The sequence below is a fragment of the Colwellia sp. M166 genome, assembly GCF_024585285.1.
In the GTDB taxonomy this organism is placed as follows: domain Bacteria; phylum Pseudomonadota; class Gammaproteobacteria; order Enterobacterales; family Alteromonadaceae; genus Cognaticolwellia.
In genome coordinates, this window is the sequence record NZ_CP040755.1 from 1,435,000 (window position 1) to 1,453,584 (window position 18,585).

The 18,585-nt window shown below is 38.7% G+C and carries 15 protein-coding genes and 2 pseudogenes; 5 read left to right on the forward strand and 12 right to left on the reverse strand.

From position 1 onward, the window contains the following. Nucleotides 1-250 precede the first annotated feature (250 nt). From FGD67_RS06545 to hsdR, 8 genes and pseudogenes are all read right to left on the reverse strand, one after another. Nucleotides 251-1,273 carry a hypothetical protein gene (locus FGD67_RS06545; RefSeq protein ID WP_257174243.1) on the reverse strand — a complete coding sequence of 341 codons (1,023 nt, stop codon included), beginning with the start codon at nt 1,271-1,273 and terminating at the stop codon, nt 251-253. A gap of 6 nt (nt 1,274-1,279) precedes the next feature. Next, on the reverse strand, nt 1,280-2,329 hold the full coding sequence (locus FGD67_RS06550) for a macro domain-containing protein (protein ID WP_257174244.1): 1,050 nt from the start codon (nt 2,327-2,329) through the stop codon (nt 1,280-1,282). A gap of 8 nt (nt 2,330-2,337) precedes the next feature. Then, entirely contained in the window at nt 2,338-3,015 is a 678-nt protein-coding gene (locus FGD67_RS06555) for a DUF4433 domain-containing protein (protein ID WP_257174245.1), read from the reverse strand. Beyond that, nucleotides 3,015-4,790, reverse strand: a complete 1,776-nt coding sequence (locus tag FGD67_RS06560) for a restriction endonuclease subunit S (RefSeq protein ID WP_257174246.1) — start codon at nt 4,788-4,790, stop codon at nt 3,015-3,017. Before FGD67_RS06560 ends, FGD67_RS06555 begins: the two co-directional genes overlap by 1 nt. Beyond that, nucleotides 4,790-6,283, reverse strand: coding sequence for a type I restriction-modification system subunit M (locus tag FGD67_RS06565; RefSeq protein ID WP_257174247.1), 1,494 nt, complete (start codon nt 6,281-6,283; stop codon nt 4,790-4,792). The genes FGD67_RS06560 and FGD67_RS06565 overlap by 1 nt, the downstream gene beginning before the upstream one ends. A gap of 151 nt (nt 6,284-6,434) precedes the next feature. After that, nucleotides 6,435-7,433, reverse strand: a pseudogene (locus tag FGD67_RS06570) (type I restriction-modification enzyme R subunit C-terminal domain-containing protein); the annotation flags it as partial. Then, nucleotides 7,423-8,823: an IS4 family transposase gene (locus FGD67_RS06575; protein ID WP_257174248.1), complete on the reverse strand. Its 1,401-nt coding sequence runs from the start codon at nt 8,821-8,823 to the stop codon at nt 7,423-7,425. The gene FGD67_RS06575 and the pseudogene FGD67_RS06570, both read right to left, overlap by 11 nt. A 59-nt stretch (nt 8,824-8,882) precedes the next feature. Continuing rightward, nucleotides 8,883-10,367, reverse strand: a pseudogene (gene hsdR, locus FGD67_RS06580) (EcoAI/FtnUII family type I restriction enzme subunit R); the annotation flags it as partial. A gap of 194 nt (nt 10,368-10,561) precedes the next feature. On the opposite strand from hsdR, the gene FGD67_RS06585 reads away from it, so the two are divergent. The 3 genes from FGD67_RS06585 to FGD67_RS06595 are packed head-to-tail and all read left to right on the forward strand — an operon-like array spanning nt 10,562 to nt 11,767. Beyond that, nucleotides 10,562-10,948: a hypothetical protein gene (locus FGD67_RS06585; protein WP_257174249.1), complete on the forward strand. Its 387-nt coding sequence runs from the start codon at nt 10,562-10,564 to the stop codon at nt 10,946-10,948. Between the two features lie 31 nt (nt 10,949-10,979). After that, entirely contained in the window at nt 10,980-11,189 is a 210-nt protein-coding gene (locus FGD67_RS06590; RefSeq protein ID WP_257174250.1) for a hypothetical protein, read from the forward strand. A 53-nt stretch (nt 11,190-11,242) separates the two neighbouring features. Further along, a complete protein-coding gene (locus FGD67_RS06595; protein ID WP_257174251.1) occupies nt 11,243-11,767 on the forward strand; it encodes a hypothetical protein in 525 nt (174 codons plus the stop codon). Nucleotides 11,768-12,071: 304 nt separating this feature from the next. On the opposite strand, the gene FGD67_RS06600 is transcribed toward FGD67_RS06595, so the two are convergent. Then, on the reverse strand, nt 12,072-12,656 hold the full coding sequence (locus tag FGD67_RS06600) for a hypothetical protein (RefSeq protein ID WP_257174252.1): 585 nt from the start codon (nt 12,654-12,656) through the stop codon (nt 12,072-12,074). A 1,172-nt stretch (nt 12,657-13,828) separates the two neighbouring features. Between FGD67_RS06600 and FGD67_RS06605 the strand changes: the two genes are divergently transcribed. Beyond that, nucleotides 13,829-14,584 (forward strand): glucosaminidase domain-containing protein, encoded by a 756-nt coding sequence (locus FGD67_RS06605; RefSeq protein ID WP_257174253.1) that lies wholly within the window; start codon nt 13,829-13,831, stop codon nt 14,582-14,584. A 283-nt stretch (nt 14,585-14,867) separates the two neighbouring features. Continuing rightward, complete coding sequence (locus FGD67_RS06610; protein ID WP_257174254.1) at nt 14,868-15,272, forward strand: BLUF domain-containing protein; 405 nt, start codon at nt 14,868-14,870, stop codon at nt 15,270-15,272. Nucleotides 15,273-15,425: 153 nt separating this feature from the next. On the opposite strand, the gene FGD67_RS06615 is transcribed toward FGD67_RS06610, so the two are convergent. The 3 genes from FGD67_RS06615 to FGD67_RS06625 form a co-directional block, all read right to left on the reverse strand. Next, on the reverse strand, nt 15,426-16,706 hold the full coding sequence (locus FGD67_RS06615; RefSeq protein ID WP_257174255.1) for a TRAP transporter large permease subunit: 1,281 nt from the start codon (nt 16,704-16,706) through the stop codon (nt 15,426-15,428). Then, nucleotides 16,706-17,227: a TRAP transporter small permease subunit gene (locus FGD67_RS06620; protein ID WP_257174256.1), complete on the reverse strand. Its 522-nt coding sequence runs from the start codon at nt 17,225-17,227 to the stop codon at nt 16,706-16,708. Before FGD67_RS06620 ends, FGD67_RS06615 begins: the two co-directional genes overlap by 1 nt. 120 nt (nt 17,228-17,347) lie before the next feature. After that, entirely contained in the window at nt 17,348-18,421 is a 1,074-nt protein-coding gene (locus FGD67_RS06625; RefSeq protein ID WP_257174257.1) for a TRAP transporter substrate-binding protein, read from the reverse strand. Nucleotides 18,422-18,585 lie beyond the last annotated feature (164 nt).

Sequence of the window (18,585 nt, forward strand, 5' to 3'; positions counted from 1 at the left end):
TACAGGGGTTGGTTTAGATAACACACCTATTAACAATACAAATGATAAAGAAGTAGATGAAAATATAAACGAGGTAAGTTTACAAAAAAAACGTCCTGAAGAACAAACGGTCGATGAATGGCTAGAAGATTGGGAAGCAGCATTTACGGCTGAAGAATTTGACGAAGTCATGACTGACTTTAGCAACGTTAAAAATTAAATGACTTACTGATAGGCGCTCATAAACAAAGGCTCTCTAAGGGAAAATAAATCAGTCAGTATGCAACTTGTATTTAATTGCAGGAAATCTATCTGTTATTTTTGTTGCGAACACTTCTGCACTCTCTTTGCCCCAGTTACGGGCAACATAATACCCTTTGTCTGAGTATATAAGTTCAGGCTCACGAGCTACTCGATATTTGTTATACTTTTTGTTGGTTTCAGTTACTTCAGACTCCAGCTTTAGTAATTGAAAGGCACAGGTATTATCAGCTCTTAAGAAATCCAAAGTCTCTTGACCGATTAAACCTTTATCATTTAGTAATTGCACAGTACAAAACCCAATATCTGATTTACGAATATGCCCATAAGCTTGCTCGTCATTAAAGAATATCGAATAACGGCTTGTATCTCTGCCCCCAGAACGAGACGCCCGTTCTTTTTGACGTTTTTCACGAATCTTAACTTGGTAATCTTCAATCTCAGGAATGGGTATAACAGACTGAACATCTAAAAGGATTTTACCTTCGCTTTCATATGGATGCATACGCACACATCGAATAGATAAACCGTAATCATTGAGCCACATTACAGTCGTTGTTAACTCACGAGAAAACTCAGCAGATGCTAAAACAATCTTTACCTCTTGGGCAAATTCATCCTCTTCTTTTTCATCCCAACCTAAAAATTCTAATATTGAAGCTTCAGCATCTAATTCAAGGGTATTGCTTTTGATGTAATCAGCATAAATATCAACTAAACGATCAAAGGTAAGAGTTGAAACCATTGCAGCATAACGGACAGCTTGCAGCTCCATATGACCGCCATCTTCAGTACGTTTTAGTTCAATCACAACAATATTGGCTTGCTTATCAATCCCTAACAAATCGATACGTCTGCGGCTTTCATCCCACTCACCAAATTCTTCAGCTACCACTAGTGTATCAGGAGAAATAATTTCAATTTGGTGTTTAAGCAAGCGCTGTAAATCATCGCGTTCTTTTAATCCTGATTCGGAAAAAGTTGTACGAGAAATCGTTTTAATTTCATTATCTGTTATTTGATAAATAGCCATTAGAGTTTAATGAATCCACCCTGTATTTTTCAATCTATTCCATGCCGTTTTAACATGTGCAGGCGTCATTAGCGTAGCTTTGCGTTCATTCCATTGCTGAATAGCTTGATGAGCTTCTTCGGGGCTATTAGCACCTTCATTTTTAACAACCCAATGCACTGTCGATAAAAGTTCGACACCATAAGGCGATTGATAGCCATCGATTAATTCACCTACTCTATTAATTCGTAACTTAATATCGTCATTGGATTCAGCTAAAAATTGTTTTGCATCCGCTAATGCTGAAGCAATAGGTGTTATTTCAGACTCAACAACCCCATCGCCAACACCTTCGATATAGTGGCCATCCATAGTGTTTAATGCATGACGCAAGGCATCAGCATAAGGGCCATACGTCTGCTTCTCAAATTGAAGTTTCATATTTTCGCCGGCTTCTTGTAAAAAATAAGCAAGCTTTTGTACTTCTATTTTTGACAAACCGTAATTTACCGTCTGATAAGTTTCTAACAATGCGAGGATGGCCGCTCTACCCGCGGTCATTTTAGGTTTTACTGTATTAGTTTCAATAGTCGTTGCTTTAATATCATCATTCGGTTCAAATAGCCTCACTTCTAAGTTTTCTATACAACCTAAGTACTTAACTATTAATGGTTTTACCTCATTCCAAGCTAAACCGCCTAGGCCACAACCTAATGGAGGGATCGCGATAGAGCGAATATCAAAGCGTGCAATATGTTCTACTAAACTTTGTAAGCCAGATTCAACATCTTCAATTTTAGAAGCACTTTTCCAATGATCTTTCGTTGGAAAATTAATAATAAAACGAGGTGTTGCTAAAGCGCCTAGTTCAAAAGTAAACATTTGCCCTAGTTCTACTTCTTTATTTTTACAGGCTAGCGCATAAGCCTTAAAATTATCTGGCCATTTTTTCTTAAATTGCAGTGCTATGCCTTTACCCATAACACCAACACAATTAACTGTATTTACTATAGCATCAACATCTTCTTGTTTAAGAAGATCACCTTTCATTGAATGAATGTTTAAATTAATTGCCATGTTTTGTCCTAAAAATACCAGTCTGTCATTACTTCTACCGCTAAGTTTACGCCATTTCGTGCCAAGATAGCATTAACTTCTTGTGCTCTCGCTTGATTTAACACACCAATTCTGGTCATCAAAGTAAGCGGAACTTTTTCTTTTATCAAAAATTCCGCCTGTCTTTTTTCCACCCTATCTACATATCGAGGGTTGGCATGAGAATTCATAAAGTATTTACAAAATCCATCAAGGCGAGGACTTTCTGTCATCGTAGCCCAATCGACAGAGCTCGACAACATACGTAAGTCTGTAAAACATTGGCTGTAATCTAGGGTTGCATTACGGTCGTAAAAAACGAAGTCTTGTAAGTCATTTTTAAGCGCTAATTCAATGGTGGTTTCAAAGTAGATAATACCTGTTTGGTCATACTGACAATTATTTACTCTCCCGTGATGAATAGCCGATAACATAGGCGAACGAGGAGCGAAATAAAAAGGTACAAACTCATGGATTAATCCACCTGGTGGATTATTGACACTTTTGATTGAACGCGCTCCTTGTGCACCACCATGAGCAATATTATGATAGTGCAAATCTAATTCCTCACTTTTAGTTTTACTTAACAATGCTTCCTGCTGACAAATCATATTGAGATTATCAATAGCAGTAATATGAAACAGTCGAACAGGTCTTGGCATTGTCATTACAAGGCATCTCCTAAGGCATTTTCAACCACGGCATCGGCGAGGTGCAGTTGGGTGGTTTGGGCGTCGCCTAGGCGAGCTTTGAGTTGGTCACACAAGGCGAGCAACTCATCTACTTTGGCTACGATTCGCTGTTGTTCTTTTAACGGAGGCATAATGAAATAATGTTTAGAAAAATCATCAAACCTTAAGCTTTCAACTGTAGTGCCAATCTTTGTCAAGTTTTCTAATATATACATTTCAAAACCTTTCATCATAAGCAAAACATAATTTGCTATATATTTATCGATTAAGCTCAAGACCTTTAAGTCCTGATTAACAGTACAAACAGACTTAGTAATTGCGACAGGGAACTTTCTTCTCAATATTCCACTTCTAGCTACAAACAAAAGTGACTCTGTGTCTATTTGAGCCAAACCGTCAGTTATTGCTAACTTGGTAACATGATCTTCACTATCAAATATTTCTTCAACTTTCATATCTTTAGGCGTAACCCAAGGTACGTCACCGTTCCAATAATCAGAGTTAGCTTTACTTGGCGTTTTTCCACCAGTGAATACACCAATATGAGATAGAGTCGTCCACTCCCAACCGTTCGGCAGCTCAAACGGCTTTTCTTCGTCCGTAATGGCAGGTAATGGCTTTTGCTTTTTGATTTTTTTATCAGCGATGAGTTGCGCTTTTTCTTCTGCGATTTTATCAAGTAGTACACTTGCTGGTTCGTCGTTGGGGTTTTGCGGCACGAGTTTACCCATGACGGCGAGTTGTAAGATGGTTTGCTTTAACTGCTCTATGCTTGCTTCGGTGGTGAACAATACGTCAAAGTGCTCAGCGATGCGTTGCCAGCTGGTTTGGAAGTCTTCTTTGTTATCATCGTCTGCCGATGTGCCGTTTGTTAAGCTTGCTAGCAGCACTTCCACTAAGGTTTGGTGTGCACTCAGACTTTGCTCAGTTTGTTGCTCTAACTGGTCACACAAGGCCATCAGTTCATCGACTTTAGCAACAATGCGGTGTTGTTCGGCTAGAGGAGGTAAAGAAATAACAAATGAGCGGAGCTTACCTAAGGACACAAAGGGTTGAACACCTCCACCAGATTGACTTTTTATTATAACTGAAGCATATATTAGGTAATTTTTTAAAAATAAAGGTACAGAAAGATCTTTATCGAAATACTTGAAAAGACCTACATTCTTAATACTAAAGTCTGGCTCTAAATCCACGATTACCGGATTGCCTATACTGCCAATCATCGCAAATAAAATATCATCTCTATCAACTTTTGAGCGAGCAATAATTTTTAGGTGATCAGCCTCAGAAATATATTTAATATCAGAAAGATCTAATTTCCCTGAAGAAAGGTTTTTGCTAGTTACCAAAGGGTAGCCTGTTAACTGCGCCTTAGGACTATCATGAGTTCCATCTCTAACATCATAAACATCTTCTAAACGCGCCCATGCCCAACCACTTGGAAGCGTATATAATTGATCTTCTGTAGATATTTCAGGTTGTTTTCGAGTTTTCTTTATTGTTTTATTACTAATTAACTGTTGCTTTATCTGACTTATTTTTTCAAGCAATACGCTTGCCGGTTCATCACTAGCATCTTGCGGTACTAATTTACCGCGTACCGCGAGCTCTAAAATCAGTTCACGTAATTTTTTAATACCAGTTAATTCAATTTTTTTACTCGTACCACGGCCGGTGGCATTGCGTTTTTTAATCGCGCTAGTCCAAACATCAATATGCTCAGTGATTAACTTTTCAACGCCAGCCATTATTTCGCGCCCTGCTCTTTATTAGATAAGGCATTAGCTAGAATACCTTTAAGCTGGCCGCGCAAGGCTTGAATATCTGCTTGTTGTTTCGCGTAGTCGCCCAATAGCTCTTGTGGGTCGTGGCTTATTTTTTCGCCAACATGCGGGTTTTTAATATCAAGGTTAAAGTTACGAGCAATAATCTCGTCAATACTGACTTGCCATGCTTGTTCAGTTTCAATACGCGATGCAAAGCCGTCTGCCTCGTTACCCCACCAGTCAATTTCGGTTTGGAATTCTTCAAACTTCATCGGCTTGGTTTTGTTATAGTTTTTAACGCCGTCAGGGTACGGGTGCTCGTAAAACCACACTTTTTCGGTTGGCTTGCCCTTAGTGAAGAAGAGTATGTTGGTTTTTATGCCGGTATACGGGTTAAATACGCCGTTAGGTAAACGGACAATGGTATGTAGATTACATTCTTCGGTTAACAACTTTTTGATCTTAGTTTTAACGCCTTCACCAAATAAAGTGCCATCGGGTAACACCACGGCTGCACGGCCACCGTTTTTACCGTTTTTTGGAGAAGCTAATATTTCTATAATAAGTTGTAAAAATAAATCAGCTGTTTCGCGGGTACGTAAATCGGCAGGAAAGTTCTTCTCTATGCCGTCTTCTTCTGTGCCACCAAACGGCGGGTTAGTGACAATAACGTCAAGCTCATCGTCCCAGTTTGCTAACGGCTTGTTTAAGGTATTGCCGTGCTTAACTTGCACCGGTACTTCAATGCCATGCAGCAGCATGTTGGTAGTACACAGTAAGTGCGGTAATTGCTTTTTCTCTACGCCATGAATCTGCTGTTGCAAAGTTTGGTGATCATCGGCAGTTTTAACATAGTTGTTTTTTACGTGGTCAAACGAACAAGCTAAGAAGCCACCCGTACCACAGGCAGGGTCCATAATGCTTTCACCTAGCTTAGGGTCTACGCGGTCAACAATAAAGCGTGTAATGGCACGAGGCGTGTAGAATTCGCCCGCATTACCGGCACTTTGTAAGTCTTTTAATATTTGCTCGTATAAATCACCAAACAAATGGCGTTCTTCTGAGTCGGTAAAGTCAATTTCGTTTAACTTGTTGATCACTTGGCGCAGTAACGTGCCGTTTTTCATATAGTTAAACGCGTCGCTAAACGCTTCTTTAGCAACATAACCACGCGGGTTTAGCTTAATAGGTGCAGTAAGGTTTTTAAGATCCGGAAACAGTTGGTCGTTAACAAATTCAAGAAGCTCGTCACCGGTTATACCTTCGTTGTCGGCAGCCCAATTACGCCAAAGATATTGCTCAGGTAACGGGCATTGGTAATCCGTTTGTTCAAATTCTAGTTCTTCTTCTTGTGCGTCGAATATTTTCAAAAACAGTAACCAAGACATTTGCCCTAATCGTTGGGCATCTCCGTCAACACCGGCATCTTTACGCATAATATCTTGAATGGACTTTATTACTGAACTGACTGACATGGACTTCTCTTTGGTTTATTTTATCTTGTGAAGTCACGGCTGCTAACTTGGTTTGCTAGCTTGGCTATGACTTTTCGCATTAGGTTGGTTTAAGTTGTTTGTTATCTATTAGCGTTCATCTGTTTAATTACTTAACTCGATTTAAAGGGCGCTACGCTGACTTGTTGGGCGAGTCGTATAATAGCTCTTCCAACTCGGTGATCGCATTGTTATATTTGTCTGCGCCGCCAAAGGCTTTTTTCGCTATTTCGAGCGGCCGACCAAAATCAACAATGGTATTGGCTTTTAACGCATCTTTACCTTCAATGGCTTTGACGCCGTCATCGGCATAACCGTCAAGCAAGGCATTTAACACCTTTTGGGCTACGTCTGAATACTTGGTAAAGTAATTGCGCTTTTTAACGCTGTCAGCGCGCTCTTTACGCGTTAACGCCGGTTGGTCGTAAACTACGTGGCAAATAAGATCGAACGGGTCTAAATCTTTGCTTACGTCTTGCTCTAATGCTTGCCAAATAACTCCTTCATTGGCCAGCTCATCAATGATCGCTTGCTTGCGGTCGGCATTTTGCCACTTACGGGTGAATTCATCTAGTGATGAAAATTGTTTTTTTATGGTATTGCGGGTGTAATCTTTAAATGACTCGGTAACGAGCTTGCCGTCAGTGTCGTAATACTGCACACGTTCAGCCATTTTTTTAACGTCAATTCCTGAGACTTTAAATTTAACGAATCGCTTTTCTTCTTCGTCATTACCCCAATCACTATCAATTTCAGCGCCTTCACTTCTGCTGTTAACATAGTCTTGTTCAGGCTCGTTTGTGCCGTCAATACTTGCATCATCGGCGTCAGTATTAGCATCGCTAAGCTCATCAATAAAGCTACCGTCTTCCGTTTCGCCGGTAATAATGTCCTCTGGCTTACTTACCATAACCTTCTCAGGTATACCGTCAAAGCGTTCATCGGCAAACAGTTCAGTGGCTTTTTTAAAGTCGAGAATGGTGAACCATAACTTACCGTATTTATCGTCAATGCGTGTGCCACGGCCAATGATCTGCTTAAACTTGGTCATCGACTGTATGTTTTGATCTAGCACGACCAATTTACAGGTTTTAGCATCAACGCCTGTAGCTGTCTCTTGATCACAAGTCGAGTTCTTTCATAAATGCATAGGACTCGACTAACCACATTAATCTTACCCAACCATCCCACATTGCCTTGGTGCCTACTCGGCCTGTTCGCTTGCTGTCATACCATCGCCCTAATCTTGCCAGTGCGTAATATGCCCATTTCAATGATGGCGGCTCCGTTGGTATTGGCTTTCCTGTCGCTGTCGCTTTAAATAGAAGCTTCCAACTTATTTCATTTAAATAAGTTGTGCAACAGATACCTTCTGCTGCTTCTTTGTTTTGTGCTAGCTCTCGAAGTTGAAATAAACGTACCGCTATAAATGCTTGTATTACGGCTGCTTTCTTTAAGTTGTCAATATGTTGCATCCGCAACTTTTCTACTTCTGTCCCTTCACTTTTCCAAATCTTATGGAACTCTTCTATACGCCACCTTAGTTCATAATAGCGGGAAATTGCTCGGGCTTCGTCTGCATTTGTAACTTGCTCCGTTGTGTACAGTAACCATTGTAATTTACTTTTTGTATCGTTGTTTACCTCGGTACACACCACTATATTGAGCGGAAGTCCTTCTGCGCCTTTTGCCCGCTGTGGCTTTTTAAGTATCACCTGCGTGTAACTGAGCGCTATTGTCGCTGTTCGGGCTTTTCTTCCACCTTTTTGCTGGATATCTATCGTATATTTACCCGCGGGTTTTAATTGTGCCAGCGCATCTTCTAGTTTCGGGTGCTCACCTAGTAAACGTCGATTACCTTTCGCTCTAACAACAAAGCGATGCCCAGCACTCTGCTGATAATCAAGGTATTCATATATATCGGCTTCGCGATCACAGACATCAATGACATTAGATAAATCACCTAGACGTTGCGCTATTTCTTCTACATTATTTTGCCATTTATAGCTTTCTTTTAACTCACGTTCTCGGCATTGCAATGTGTGCTGTTTGCCTATTTGTTTCTTTTCTCTATACCAATAATGCTGGTAAGCAAGCCCAATGACTTTTTCTTCATGTGCATCCAACATCAACGTGGAATGCGCGTAAAGGGTTCGTCCTTTCGGGCTGCGCTTTTCACTTGAAGCGGAATTTACGGCGCCTAATTCTTGGCAGACAGAATGTTTGTAACTTAATCCAGTTGTATCTTGTAAAGCAAGTACGAGTGGACGTTGTTTAACAATAGCATCTGTATGTAAATAGCCAGCTTCAGCAATATCTTCGTCATTAATATGGTCATTACGAATAAATCGATAAGCACCTTCAATACTTGCAGGATCAGGGCAAGAATTAACTAATGATTTTCCTGCGTTGTCAGCCATAGACGTTGCTATATTAACTAAACGCTTTGTTCGACGCGGATCTTTTAACTGTGCTTTACCAAAAACTAAAGCAGCCCATTTAGCTGAGTCTATTTCAAACATATTCATGACCTAAAGATTTTTAACCTATTAGATCATGGATATAAACAAAATGGAACTTGTGTATAAGAGACAGCGCCTGTAGTCATAAGCTCTGACGTTGTGGCGATAACAGGGTAAGCTTTTTTCGGGTTAATAAAGTTGTCTAGCTGAGCCTTACCAATTTCATCATCGCCGGTGATCTTCATTACGTATTTATCATTTTTCGCCACTTGTTCAGGGTTTAAATTAATCAGGGCTCGACGCATACGCTCTGCATGGTCAATGTCATTACAAAAGACAATGGTTTTAGCCATGGGGTCGGTGCGTTGTAAGTAGCTGGTAATGGTTTGCGCGACAAGATCGGTGCGGTTTTTAATTACTATAGTGCGATCAAAGTCTTTAATATTGTAGATACGGTCATCAATTAATTCACCGTTATCATCAGTTTGATCTTTTTCAGGCCGCCAGCCTTGTAGGTCAATATCAAGGTCAACGCGTACTACTTTGTATGGCGATAAAAAGCCGTCTTCAATACCTTCTTTAAGCGAGTAGGTATACACAGGTTCGCCAAAATAGTCGATGTTAGATACTTCTTCTGTTTCTTTTGGCGTAGCAGTTAAGCCTATTTGCGTGGCAGAGCTAAAATACTCAAGAATTTCTCGCCATGCACTGTCGTCTGCGGCGCTTCCGCGGTGGCATTCGTCAATGATGATCAAATCAAAAAAATCAGGGTCAACTTGTTTAAAGGCTTTTTGACTTTCTTCTGGCCCTGTTAGTGCTTGATAAAGTGCAAGGTGAATTTCGTACGCGGGATCTACTTTACGGCCTGTTACTTTGGTCATGGCTTGGCCAAAGGGTTGAAAGTCATTAATGCGGGTTTGATCGACCAGTATGTTTCTGTCGGCTAAAAACAAGATGCGCTTTTTCTGACGAGACTTCCATAAGCGCCAAATAATTTGAAACGCGGTATAGGTTTTACCCGTTCCGGTTGCCATCACCAACAACATACGGTTTTTACCTTGCGATACCGCTTCAATGGTTTTATTAATTGCTTGTAGTTGATAATAACGAGGTGCTTTGCCGCTACCGTCATCGTGATAGCTTTGAGTTATTAATGGCAGCTGTTCGTCTTTAAACTGACGATATACGCAGTATTTTTGCCAAAGTTGTTCAGGGCTTGGAAAGTCGGACAGTTGTATTTCAGATTCAAGCATTGCGGGGTTAGTTTTGTCATGAAAAACAAAGCCATCACCATTAGAGGCAAAGACAAAAGGCACTTCAAGCAAGCGCGCGTAATCAAGCCCCTGTTGCATGCCCTTACCTATTTCATGCTTATTCGCTTTAGCTTCGATAACAGCCAGTGGAATATTAGGCTTAAGATAAAGCACAATGTCAGCCGACTTAACCGTTTTACGTACACCAAGCTGGCCACGAACAATCACCTTGCCATCACGCAACTTCACCTCTTGGCGAATTTGCGTCATCACATTCCAACCGGCACTTTTGACCGCTGGCATGATAAATTTTGTGATTATATCGGTTTCGCTGAGCTTTCTTTTGTCCATGGTGGTCCCTTACAACATCGGCGTGTCCATTATGCAATATGTAAGGTGCGATAATTGTAATGATTTGTCAATTTTATCGCATAGTAAATTCATTAAAATCAGTGTGTAAACATTAAAAAGTCATAACTAAGGGTTCCTAAGCCTAACTAAGTGATATATATTTTATACACCTGTAAATAATCATCGGTAAATACATGGAAGTTCTTAGCCAAATACTAGCCATCATAGGGCTAGCTTTTATATTAAATGTACTTTTTGCTCAATCTAATAATTTTATATTTATGTTGGCGAAAAAGCCCTTAGTATGGGTTTTATGCATTGCGATTATTGGGTATTCAGTTTTTTGGGTGAGCGCATTTTTTGACTGGAATCATAACACTCCTATTTTTGCTACCTTGATAGTTTTAATTGTTCGTAAGCCTAGCTTAAGCAGCTCTGAAGAAAAATCTCACTCATTAGAAATATTCGAGCAATTAGGAATAAGATCTGGTGTTCTTTATTCTAGAATGGGCTATTTCGCCTATTTGGGAGCATCTGTTTTCGGCTATATTCAAATGTATAGTGTAAACGCTAGCTTTTAGTTCCATGACCAAGTAATAAACGTGAGGGAATATGATGAACAAAATACAAGCCATAATCAAAGCATCTGTGCTCAACAGCATGCCGAAGTATCAGAAAATGAACCAAGCGGAACTGGAAAGCGAGACAGCGGCCCTGGCGAGAATGACAGTACGGGAAATGGAAGTGCTGACAGCGAGCGGAGTGCGCCACCAAGAAGCACAAAGCGAAGCAATACAAACGATACTGAAGTATCAAGCGTAGGTTCTTACAATCCACTGACTATTTTTACTTGATAAAAAACAGTGTAACTATTTATGGCCAAAGCCGATTGGGGGAAATTACAGCTCAAATTTTGGTTTGATCATAGCCAAACAGGTATATGTGTCAAAGCTTGGTGTAAAAAGCATCAATTAAATTACGCTACTGCTCGTAGGCATATAAAAACAAGGTTAATGACAGAAAACTTTAAATTGCTTAGTAACTCAGGGTTACTAACCCCACCCAGGTTAAAACATAAACGTAGAGGGCCACCACTGGGCGCTCAAAATGCTTTTAAACATGGTGGATACTCAAGTTGTTTTTATAATGATGATGGACATAAGATAGAGGCAGTCTCTCCAGAGGGCGAATTAATATTAGCTAGGTTACGTATTCATAAAGTAATGCAAAAAATATTGACCATTAGGGAAGAGTTAAAAACTAAACCCTCTACCGAAACTACGATTAAATTATGCGATGAATTATTTCTAGCAGACTTAGCTATTGAAAGAAATATCGCTAAAATAGAAGCTATTACTAGGAAGATACCTGCACCAACACTTGACAAATCCTTAATATAATCGAATTAATTAGCTCATACCCCAAAAGAAGCCGCAACAATAACCGTTTGATATATAATAGATAATTTTACGTTTTAATTGATTACTTGCGCACTTTCCATGTGCTCATTGCGCAATGTAGTTTAAAAATAAAATATTGCGCTTTATTGGCTACTTGGTTTATCAAGATACTTAAGCTTATGAAGGGGCAATTTATAGGTCGTTGTGTCAGTCGATATGTGAATTAGTGTTAACTGCACAAAAAACAAATGCGCAGTTATCACCTTAAGTAATGTTGTACTTAAGGCTGTTCTATTTATTTGGCTTAACTATTTATTAATTCTTCACCGTTAATAGTAAATGTTCGCATGTCGGATGACATTGCAACTCGGATAACATCTGTTGAAATATAAAATTCGCCACCGCAGTTTGGGTGTTGAATATTGGTAATTGTATTATCGTTGTCGTTTTCAAATTTCAACTGCCAATCTATCCCCTTATTTCCGGAATATATATGTACGTCATCAGCTCCACAAGTTAGACACTTTTCAGTTCCTTTTCTTTTGAAATCTAACTCAATTTTTCGAGTGTACTCTAGAGCCTCATTTAAAAAACATTGATCTGCCCCCCTAAACCAACTCATCAACCGAATATAGAATAGCTTAGGTACCGAGTTTGTATTGTCTTTTATATTATTTAAAGCTTCTTTCAATTTTTTTACATATTCTTCAGTGTGATCAAATGACTCGACCGGTTCAAGAGACTGACATTCATTACACCAATTTAATGTTACATCAACAGGTATTCTCTGCCCTTCCGAATCAATATATTCCTTAGCTCCCCATAGTTTTAATGACCATGCTTCATAATCACATTTATCACAACAAACTTTGTACGTTGGCATACTCACAACTAATACTCCCTAAAAGTTATTGAAAATAATTTTACTTAAGACTCTTTTTATACGATGACAATAGCATCATAGGTATTAAAAATCATAGGACAAAGGTGTTTGGAATAATTCAGGGTAATCAGAGTGATGTGGTCAAGTGCTAAAGAAATACGAAGAACATTTGGTAAGGCTAAAGATGAAGTAGATTAAAGTATCGTTGTTATGGTTTTGGCTGTGTCTATAAATAATTTTTGATATTTATTTTTAGTACCTCAAATAGTACCAAAAAAAACAACAACAAAACAACAAACCAAACAATAACAATGAACTACAAGCCAAATACAGATGACCCCCGCCCACCAAAATAAAGACCATTTTTAGTCTATTAGTTATACCTAGTAACTTTTAGATTTGGCCATAGTGTGGCGACACACTATGATAAAAGCCGCTTAATTGCGGTTTTTTTATGCCTGAAAAACACAACTAATATCAGAATAAAGATTAAAATATCTAGTTGACTGTTAATCAAGGAAGTTAATCAAGCCATCCACAATAACTCTTTGTTGCAGGTGCAGCATGAACCACAGAGCTGTGAGGGGTAAAGCGAACATACCCTCTCGCCAATGCCAAGCCTGCTTGAAAAGCGTTTAGCAAAATAGCCTCAGCTCAAAACTAAGATCACGGTTATCTTCATATAGCGGCAGAGGCCTATCTGAAATCAGATGATTAATCAAAATATGGCTTGGTAGAGCAGCTGATTTTCAGCTTCTGAATAAAGTAGTCTTTTACATGAGTAGAAGTCGGACTATCGATGCCGACTTCCCATGCTTTGTAAGACACCAAATGATTTTGGTTAGCAGTGCCTTTTTTATACCAAGTGCTAGAGCTATTTTCCGATAATGATATGTTTCATCCAGACACGATTTTTTAACTAATTTTTTAGCGAATAGTGCTTTAATATCATAAAAAGACACCTCAATATTAAAGTAGCCATTATTTAGTTCCATGATCACACTGTTTATTTTAGTGGTTATTTTGGTGTCTCTAAAGCCAATAAAAAAAACATCACTAATCCGCCCCCTCCACTGTGTTAATATTAACGGTATAAGTTTTTATTGTAGTAATGCTGTAACAGTTTTATTGCGATAAAAGCAACTTACGATTTTCAATAAAATATAAACGGGATTATCATGATGCAATTATCTTCAAAGCAAAGAAAAGCGACTATCGGTATTGTTTTACTGCTTATTATTGCTGCTATTAGCTACTATATTCCTGATAGAAAAATAGAGCTTCCTCCCATGACGGTACAGGAGAAGAAAGCGAGATTTATCTCATTAATCGTGCCTGCCGTTGATCACGTTTATCACGATCTAATGTCGCAATATGATGATGTTAAAACCATTATTGATAACGGAAAAAATAATGATGAAATTGAAAAACTAAAAATTGAATACAAAGCATCAACTAATGACGAGTTGCTCATGGCGCTTAAGCCGCACCCAAAAAGCATTGCCATAGCACAGGCCGCAATGGAAAGCTCTTGGGCCACTTCTAGATTTTTCCTAGAAGCCAATAATATCTTTGGCGTTTGGTCATTCGATGAAAATGAACCTCGTATCGCAGCTTTAAAAAAACGCGGCGATAAAACTATTTGGGTAAGAGAGTATGACTCTATCGAAGAATCAGTTTACGATTACTACCGTACTTTAGCCCGTGGTAATGCTTTTAAAGAGTTTAGAAAAGCAACAATGAAAACCGATGATCCCCATGTGCTAGTCACTAAGTTAGATCGTTATTCTGAAAAAGGTAGTGTTTACGGTAAAGAGCTCACCGCGATCATCAAATTCAATAACTTTGATGATTATGATAATGAAGATATGATAAGCGCGGAGAGAGAAGAAGCTGATATTAAAAGTAGCAAAGATGAGGGTGATATAGAGTAAAATGAAATTGTTCTATTAATTAATCACTTCTGGCCAGTAAATCATCTGCTTGATTTCATTCAATTAAGCGTCCTAGCAGCTATACTCAATATTAACGCTAGTTTACTGAGTATAGGTAATTACAGCGTAATTATGTGTCATTTGTTACCTGCCGTTTTATTACTGGCACCTATCAATGCCCCACATAGCAATTATTTAAAACAGCACTAATTCAAAGGGTTTCACAAAGAAAAATGACGTTTAACCAAACATAATTAGTTCGTTAATAAAATAAGAAGCCGTTATGAAGCAATTAACTCAACTTATCTATGTTAGCTCAGCAAAACAATTACTCTGCGAAAAAGAGTTAAACGATATGTTAGCGCTAGCAAGGCAAGCTAATAGCAAACACCATATAACAGGACTATTACTGTATAAGGAGGGCAATTTCATGCAGGTTATTGAAGGTGAATCAAAAAAAATCGAACAATTATTTATCAATATAACTAACGACGTCAGACATACTGGGATTATTTTACTTACGAAAGAAGCGATCACTCAGCGCGAATTCCCGAATTGGTCAATGGCGTTCAAAAAGCTGTCACAAACAACACCTGTAGGCTTCTCTAACTTTTTCTCCTCAACAGCCACTGACACTATACAGCCGGGCAATGCAAAAGCCGTGTTGCTAAGTTTTAAAGAGATATAAAATAATAAGCGATAAATTAATTTCGCTATCAAAGCCACTAATTACTAGCTGATAAAACAGGCTGTAAATACAGTCTGCTTTATCACGTTATTTCAAGTAATATCTACTAGATACCCTTCTTACCCTTTCGGCTGATAACACTAGCTGATAACACTAGCTGATAATGAGATATTCAGGTAACAATAACACCAAACCTAGTACAAACAATTGCATAAGAATAAATGGAATTACCCCCTTATATATTGTCGTGGTTTTAAATGACGGCGGTGCCACTCCTTTTAGATAAAATAAACTAAAGCCAAATGGCGGGGTTAGAAACGACGTTTGTAAATTCATCGTGATCAAAATGGCAAACCAAATCAAATCAATATCTAAAGCAAGTGCTACTGGCGTTAAAATAGGCACCACTAAAAAAGCAATTTCAATAAAGTCGATGAAAAACCCAAGAATTAGTATCGCTAACATCGCTAACAGTATAAAGGTCCATTTCTCGCCCGGAAGCTCTAAAAAGAACTCTTCAACAATATATTCACTACCTGAGTAGCTAAAGACCATAGAGAACGCTGTTGCGCCAATCAATACAGCAAAAATCATTGATGTCACTTTTACTGTTTCTTTCGAGACGGCATTTATTTTTGCAAAAGATAATGAACGATAAAACAGTGCCAGCACTAAAGAGCCAACAGCACCAATTGCTGCAGATTCAGTCGGTGTAGCAACCCCTGTAAAAATAGAGCCAAGTACCGTCACAATAAGTAACAGCGGAGGCACAATATCTTTCATGGCTTGAACTAACAACTCACGTTTACTTTCAGTAACTTCCATCGGCGGACAGTAATGAGGTTTGAATTTACCAAGCACTAGAATATAAATAGTGTACACCACAATTAATAGGAAACCGGGCAGCACGGCAGCCTTGAATAAATCGCCGACCGGTACTCCCATGACATCCCCTAAGATAATCAAAATAATAGATGGCGGAATAATTTGACCTAAAGTACCCGAGGCGCAAATAACACCTGCAGCTGTCGGTTGATGGTAATTATTTTTTAGCATTACCGGTAAAGAAATAACTCCCATTGCCACAACACTTGCCCCTACTACACCGGTAGAAGCCGCAAGCAATGCACCAACAATAATGGTTGATATTGCAACGCCACCCGCCATACTGCCAAATAATTTTGCGGCTGACTCAAGTAAACGTTCAGCTAAACCCGTTTTTTGTAGCACAATGCCCATAAACACGAACATTGGAATGGCCATCAAGGTAGTATTTTCCATAACACTCATAATGCGATACGGCATAAAAGCAAACAGATCCATACCTAAGGCAAATACCCCAACAATTACCGATACCCCCGCAAAGGTGAAGGCGACTGAATAACCAAAAAATAGAAATAGCAAAGCAATTAAAAATAACATTAAACCTGTCATTATTTTGCTCCCTGTTGATTATCAGTTTGGTCAAGCAGAACTTGTATTTGCTCTAAAGTAACATAGAGAATACATAGGATAAGGAAAATAGCAGAAGCAGGAATAATACTTCTGACAATCCAACGATGTGGTAAACCGCCAGGATCGGCACTGCCCTCACCCATTTGATAAGCTTCGAAGGTGTAATCCCAACTAAAATAAAGAATTAATATGGTAAACGGTAAGGCAAAAAGTAAGGAGCCGACCAAATTGATAATGGCTTGCTTTTTCTTTGATAGTTGATCGTAAATAACATCAACCCGAACATGACCATCTTCTTTTAACGTGTAGCCAATACCAAACATGAACATTGCTGCGAATAAATGCCATTCAAGCTCTTGCATTGCAATGCTAACGTCGTTGAAAAAGTAACGCATCACTACATCGTAAAAAACATTGAGTATCATCAGAATCATGACAATACTGCATAGGTTACCAATAGTATCAATAATGCTTCTTAGTGGCGTTAGTATAAACTTCATAAATATGCCTTTTCATAACAAAAAATAGCTATAACGGTAAATTGCTCACCGTTATACTTTTCTACATAAAACTATAGCTGAAAATAAAAGGCGCTTTAAAGCGCCCAATAAATAACAGTCTTACTTCTCGTCAAAATTGTCTAAATAAGCTTTGTCAGAAAAGTTAGTCCAGGCACGGGCATCTTTTTGATAGTTTTGAATTGAATCTAGAATTTCTTTTGTTTTAGGATCTTTCGCAGCAAACTCACTTAATAACTCGTCATTAGCTTTACGAATTGCCGCCATAACTGGCTTAGGGAAAGAACGAATCTTCACATTAGGAAAGTCGTTTTGAATGGTTGCTAAGTTCTTGCTACTTTCATGTGTAGATTGTGTATACATATCGTATGCAGCAAGCTTCATTGCCGCCTTTAATATTTTTTGTAAATCTTTTGGTAGCTTGTCATAAGCTTTTTGATTAACCATAAACTGTAACTCAGTTGCAGGTTCTTGCCAGCCGGTATAGTAAAATGGTGCAATTTTATGAAAGCCCATACGTAAATCTAGTGATGGCCCAACCCACTCTAAAGCATCGATAGTATTACGCTCTAATGCGGTATATAGTTCACCTGATGCAATATTGGTCGGTTTAGCACCTAGCTTAGCTAATACTTCGCCAGCAAAGCCTGGAATACGCATTTTTAAACCTTGTAAGTCTTCTACTGTTTTAATTTCTTTGCGGAACCACCCCCCCATTTGGTTGCCAGTATTACCACCAGGGAATGACATAATGCCATATTTGTCATAGACCGATTTCATCAACTCCATACCGCCACCATGATAAAACCAAGCATTCTGCTCAGCGGTAGTCATGCCAAACGGTACCGTAGTAAAAAACATGGTATTAAAGTCTTTGCCTTTCCAATAGTATGACGCTGAATGCCCCATTTGATATTGGCCACTTTTTACAAAATCGAAAATTCCCAATGCTGACTTATGCTTATTCGCTGAGTCAATACGAATAATAAAGCGTCCATTCGACATTTCTTTGACTAAGCGCGCCATATTTTTTGATGAGTCACCAAATACAGGAAAGTTTGGTCCCCAAGTTTCTGCTAAGCGCCACATAACTTTTTTACCGTCAGCAGCTGATGACAGTCCTGAAAATACCAATGACACTAAAACGAGTGCTTTTAACAATGTTAATTTTGACATCTTTTATTCCCCAATTTTCTGCAGTTTTTATTTACTGCTTATAAATGTACGAATACTTTTGCAGAATTATTGCTTAAAAACCATTCGTATGAACACCTAACTATCTAGGTATTTATACCTAGATAGTTAGGTGTTAACGTAGAGTACAATATAGCTTTTATCAA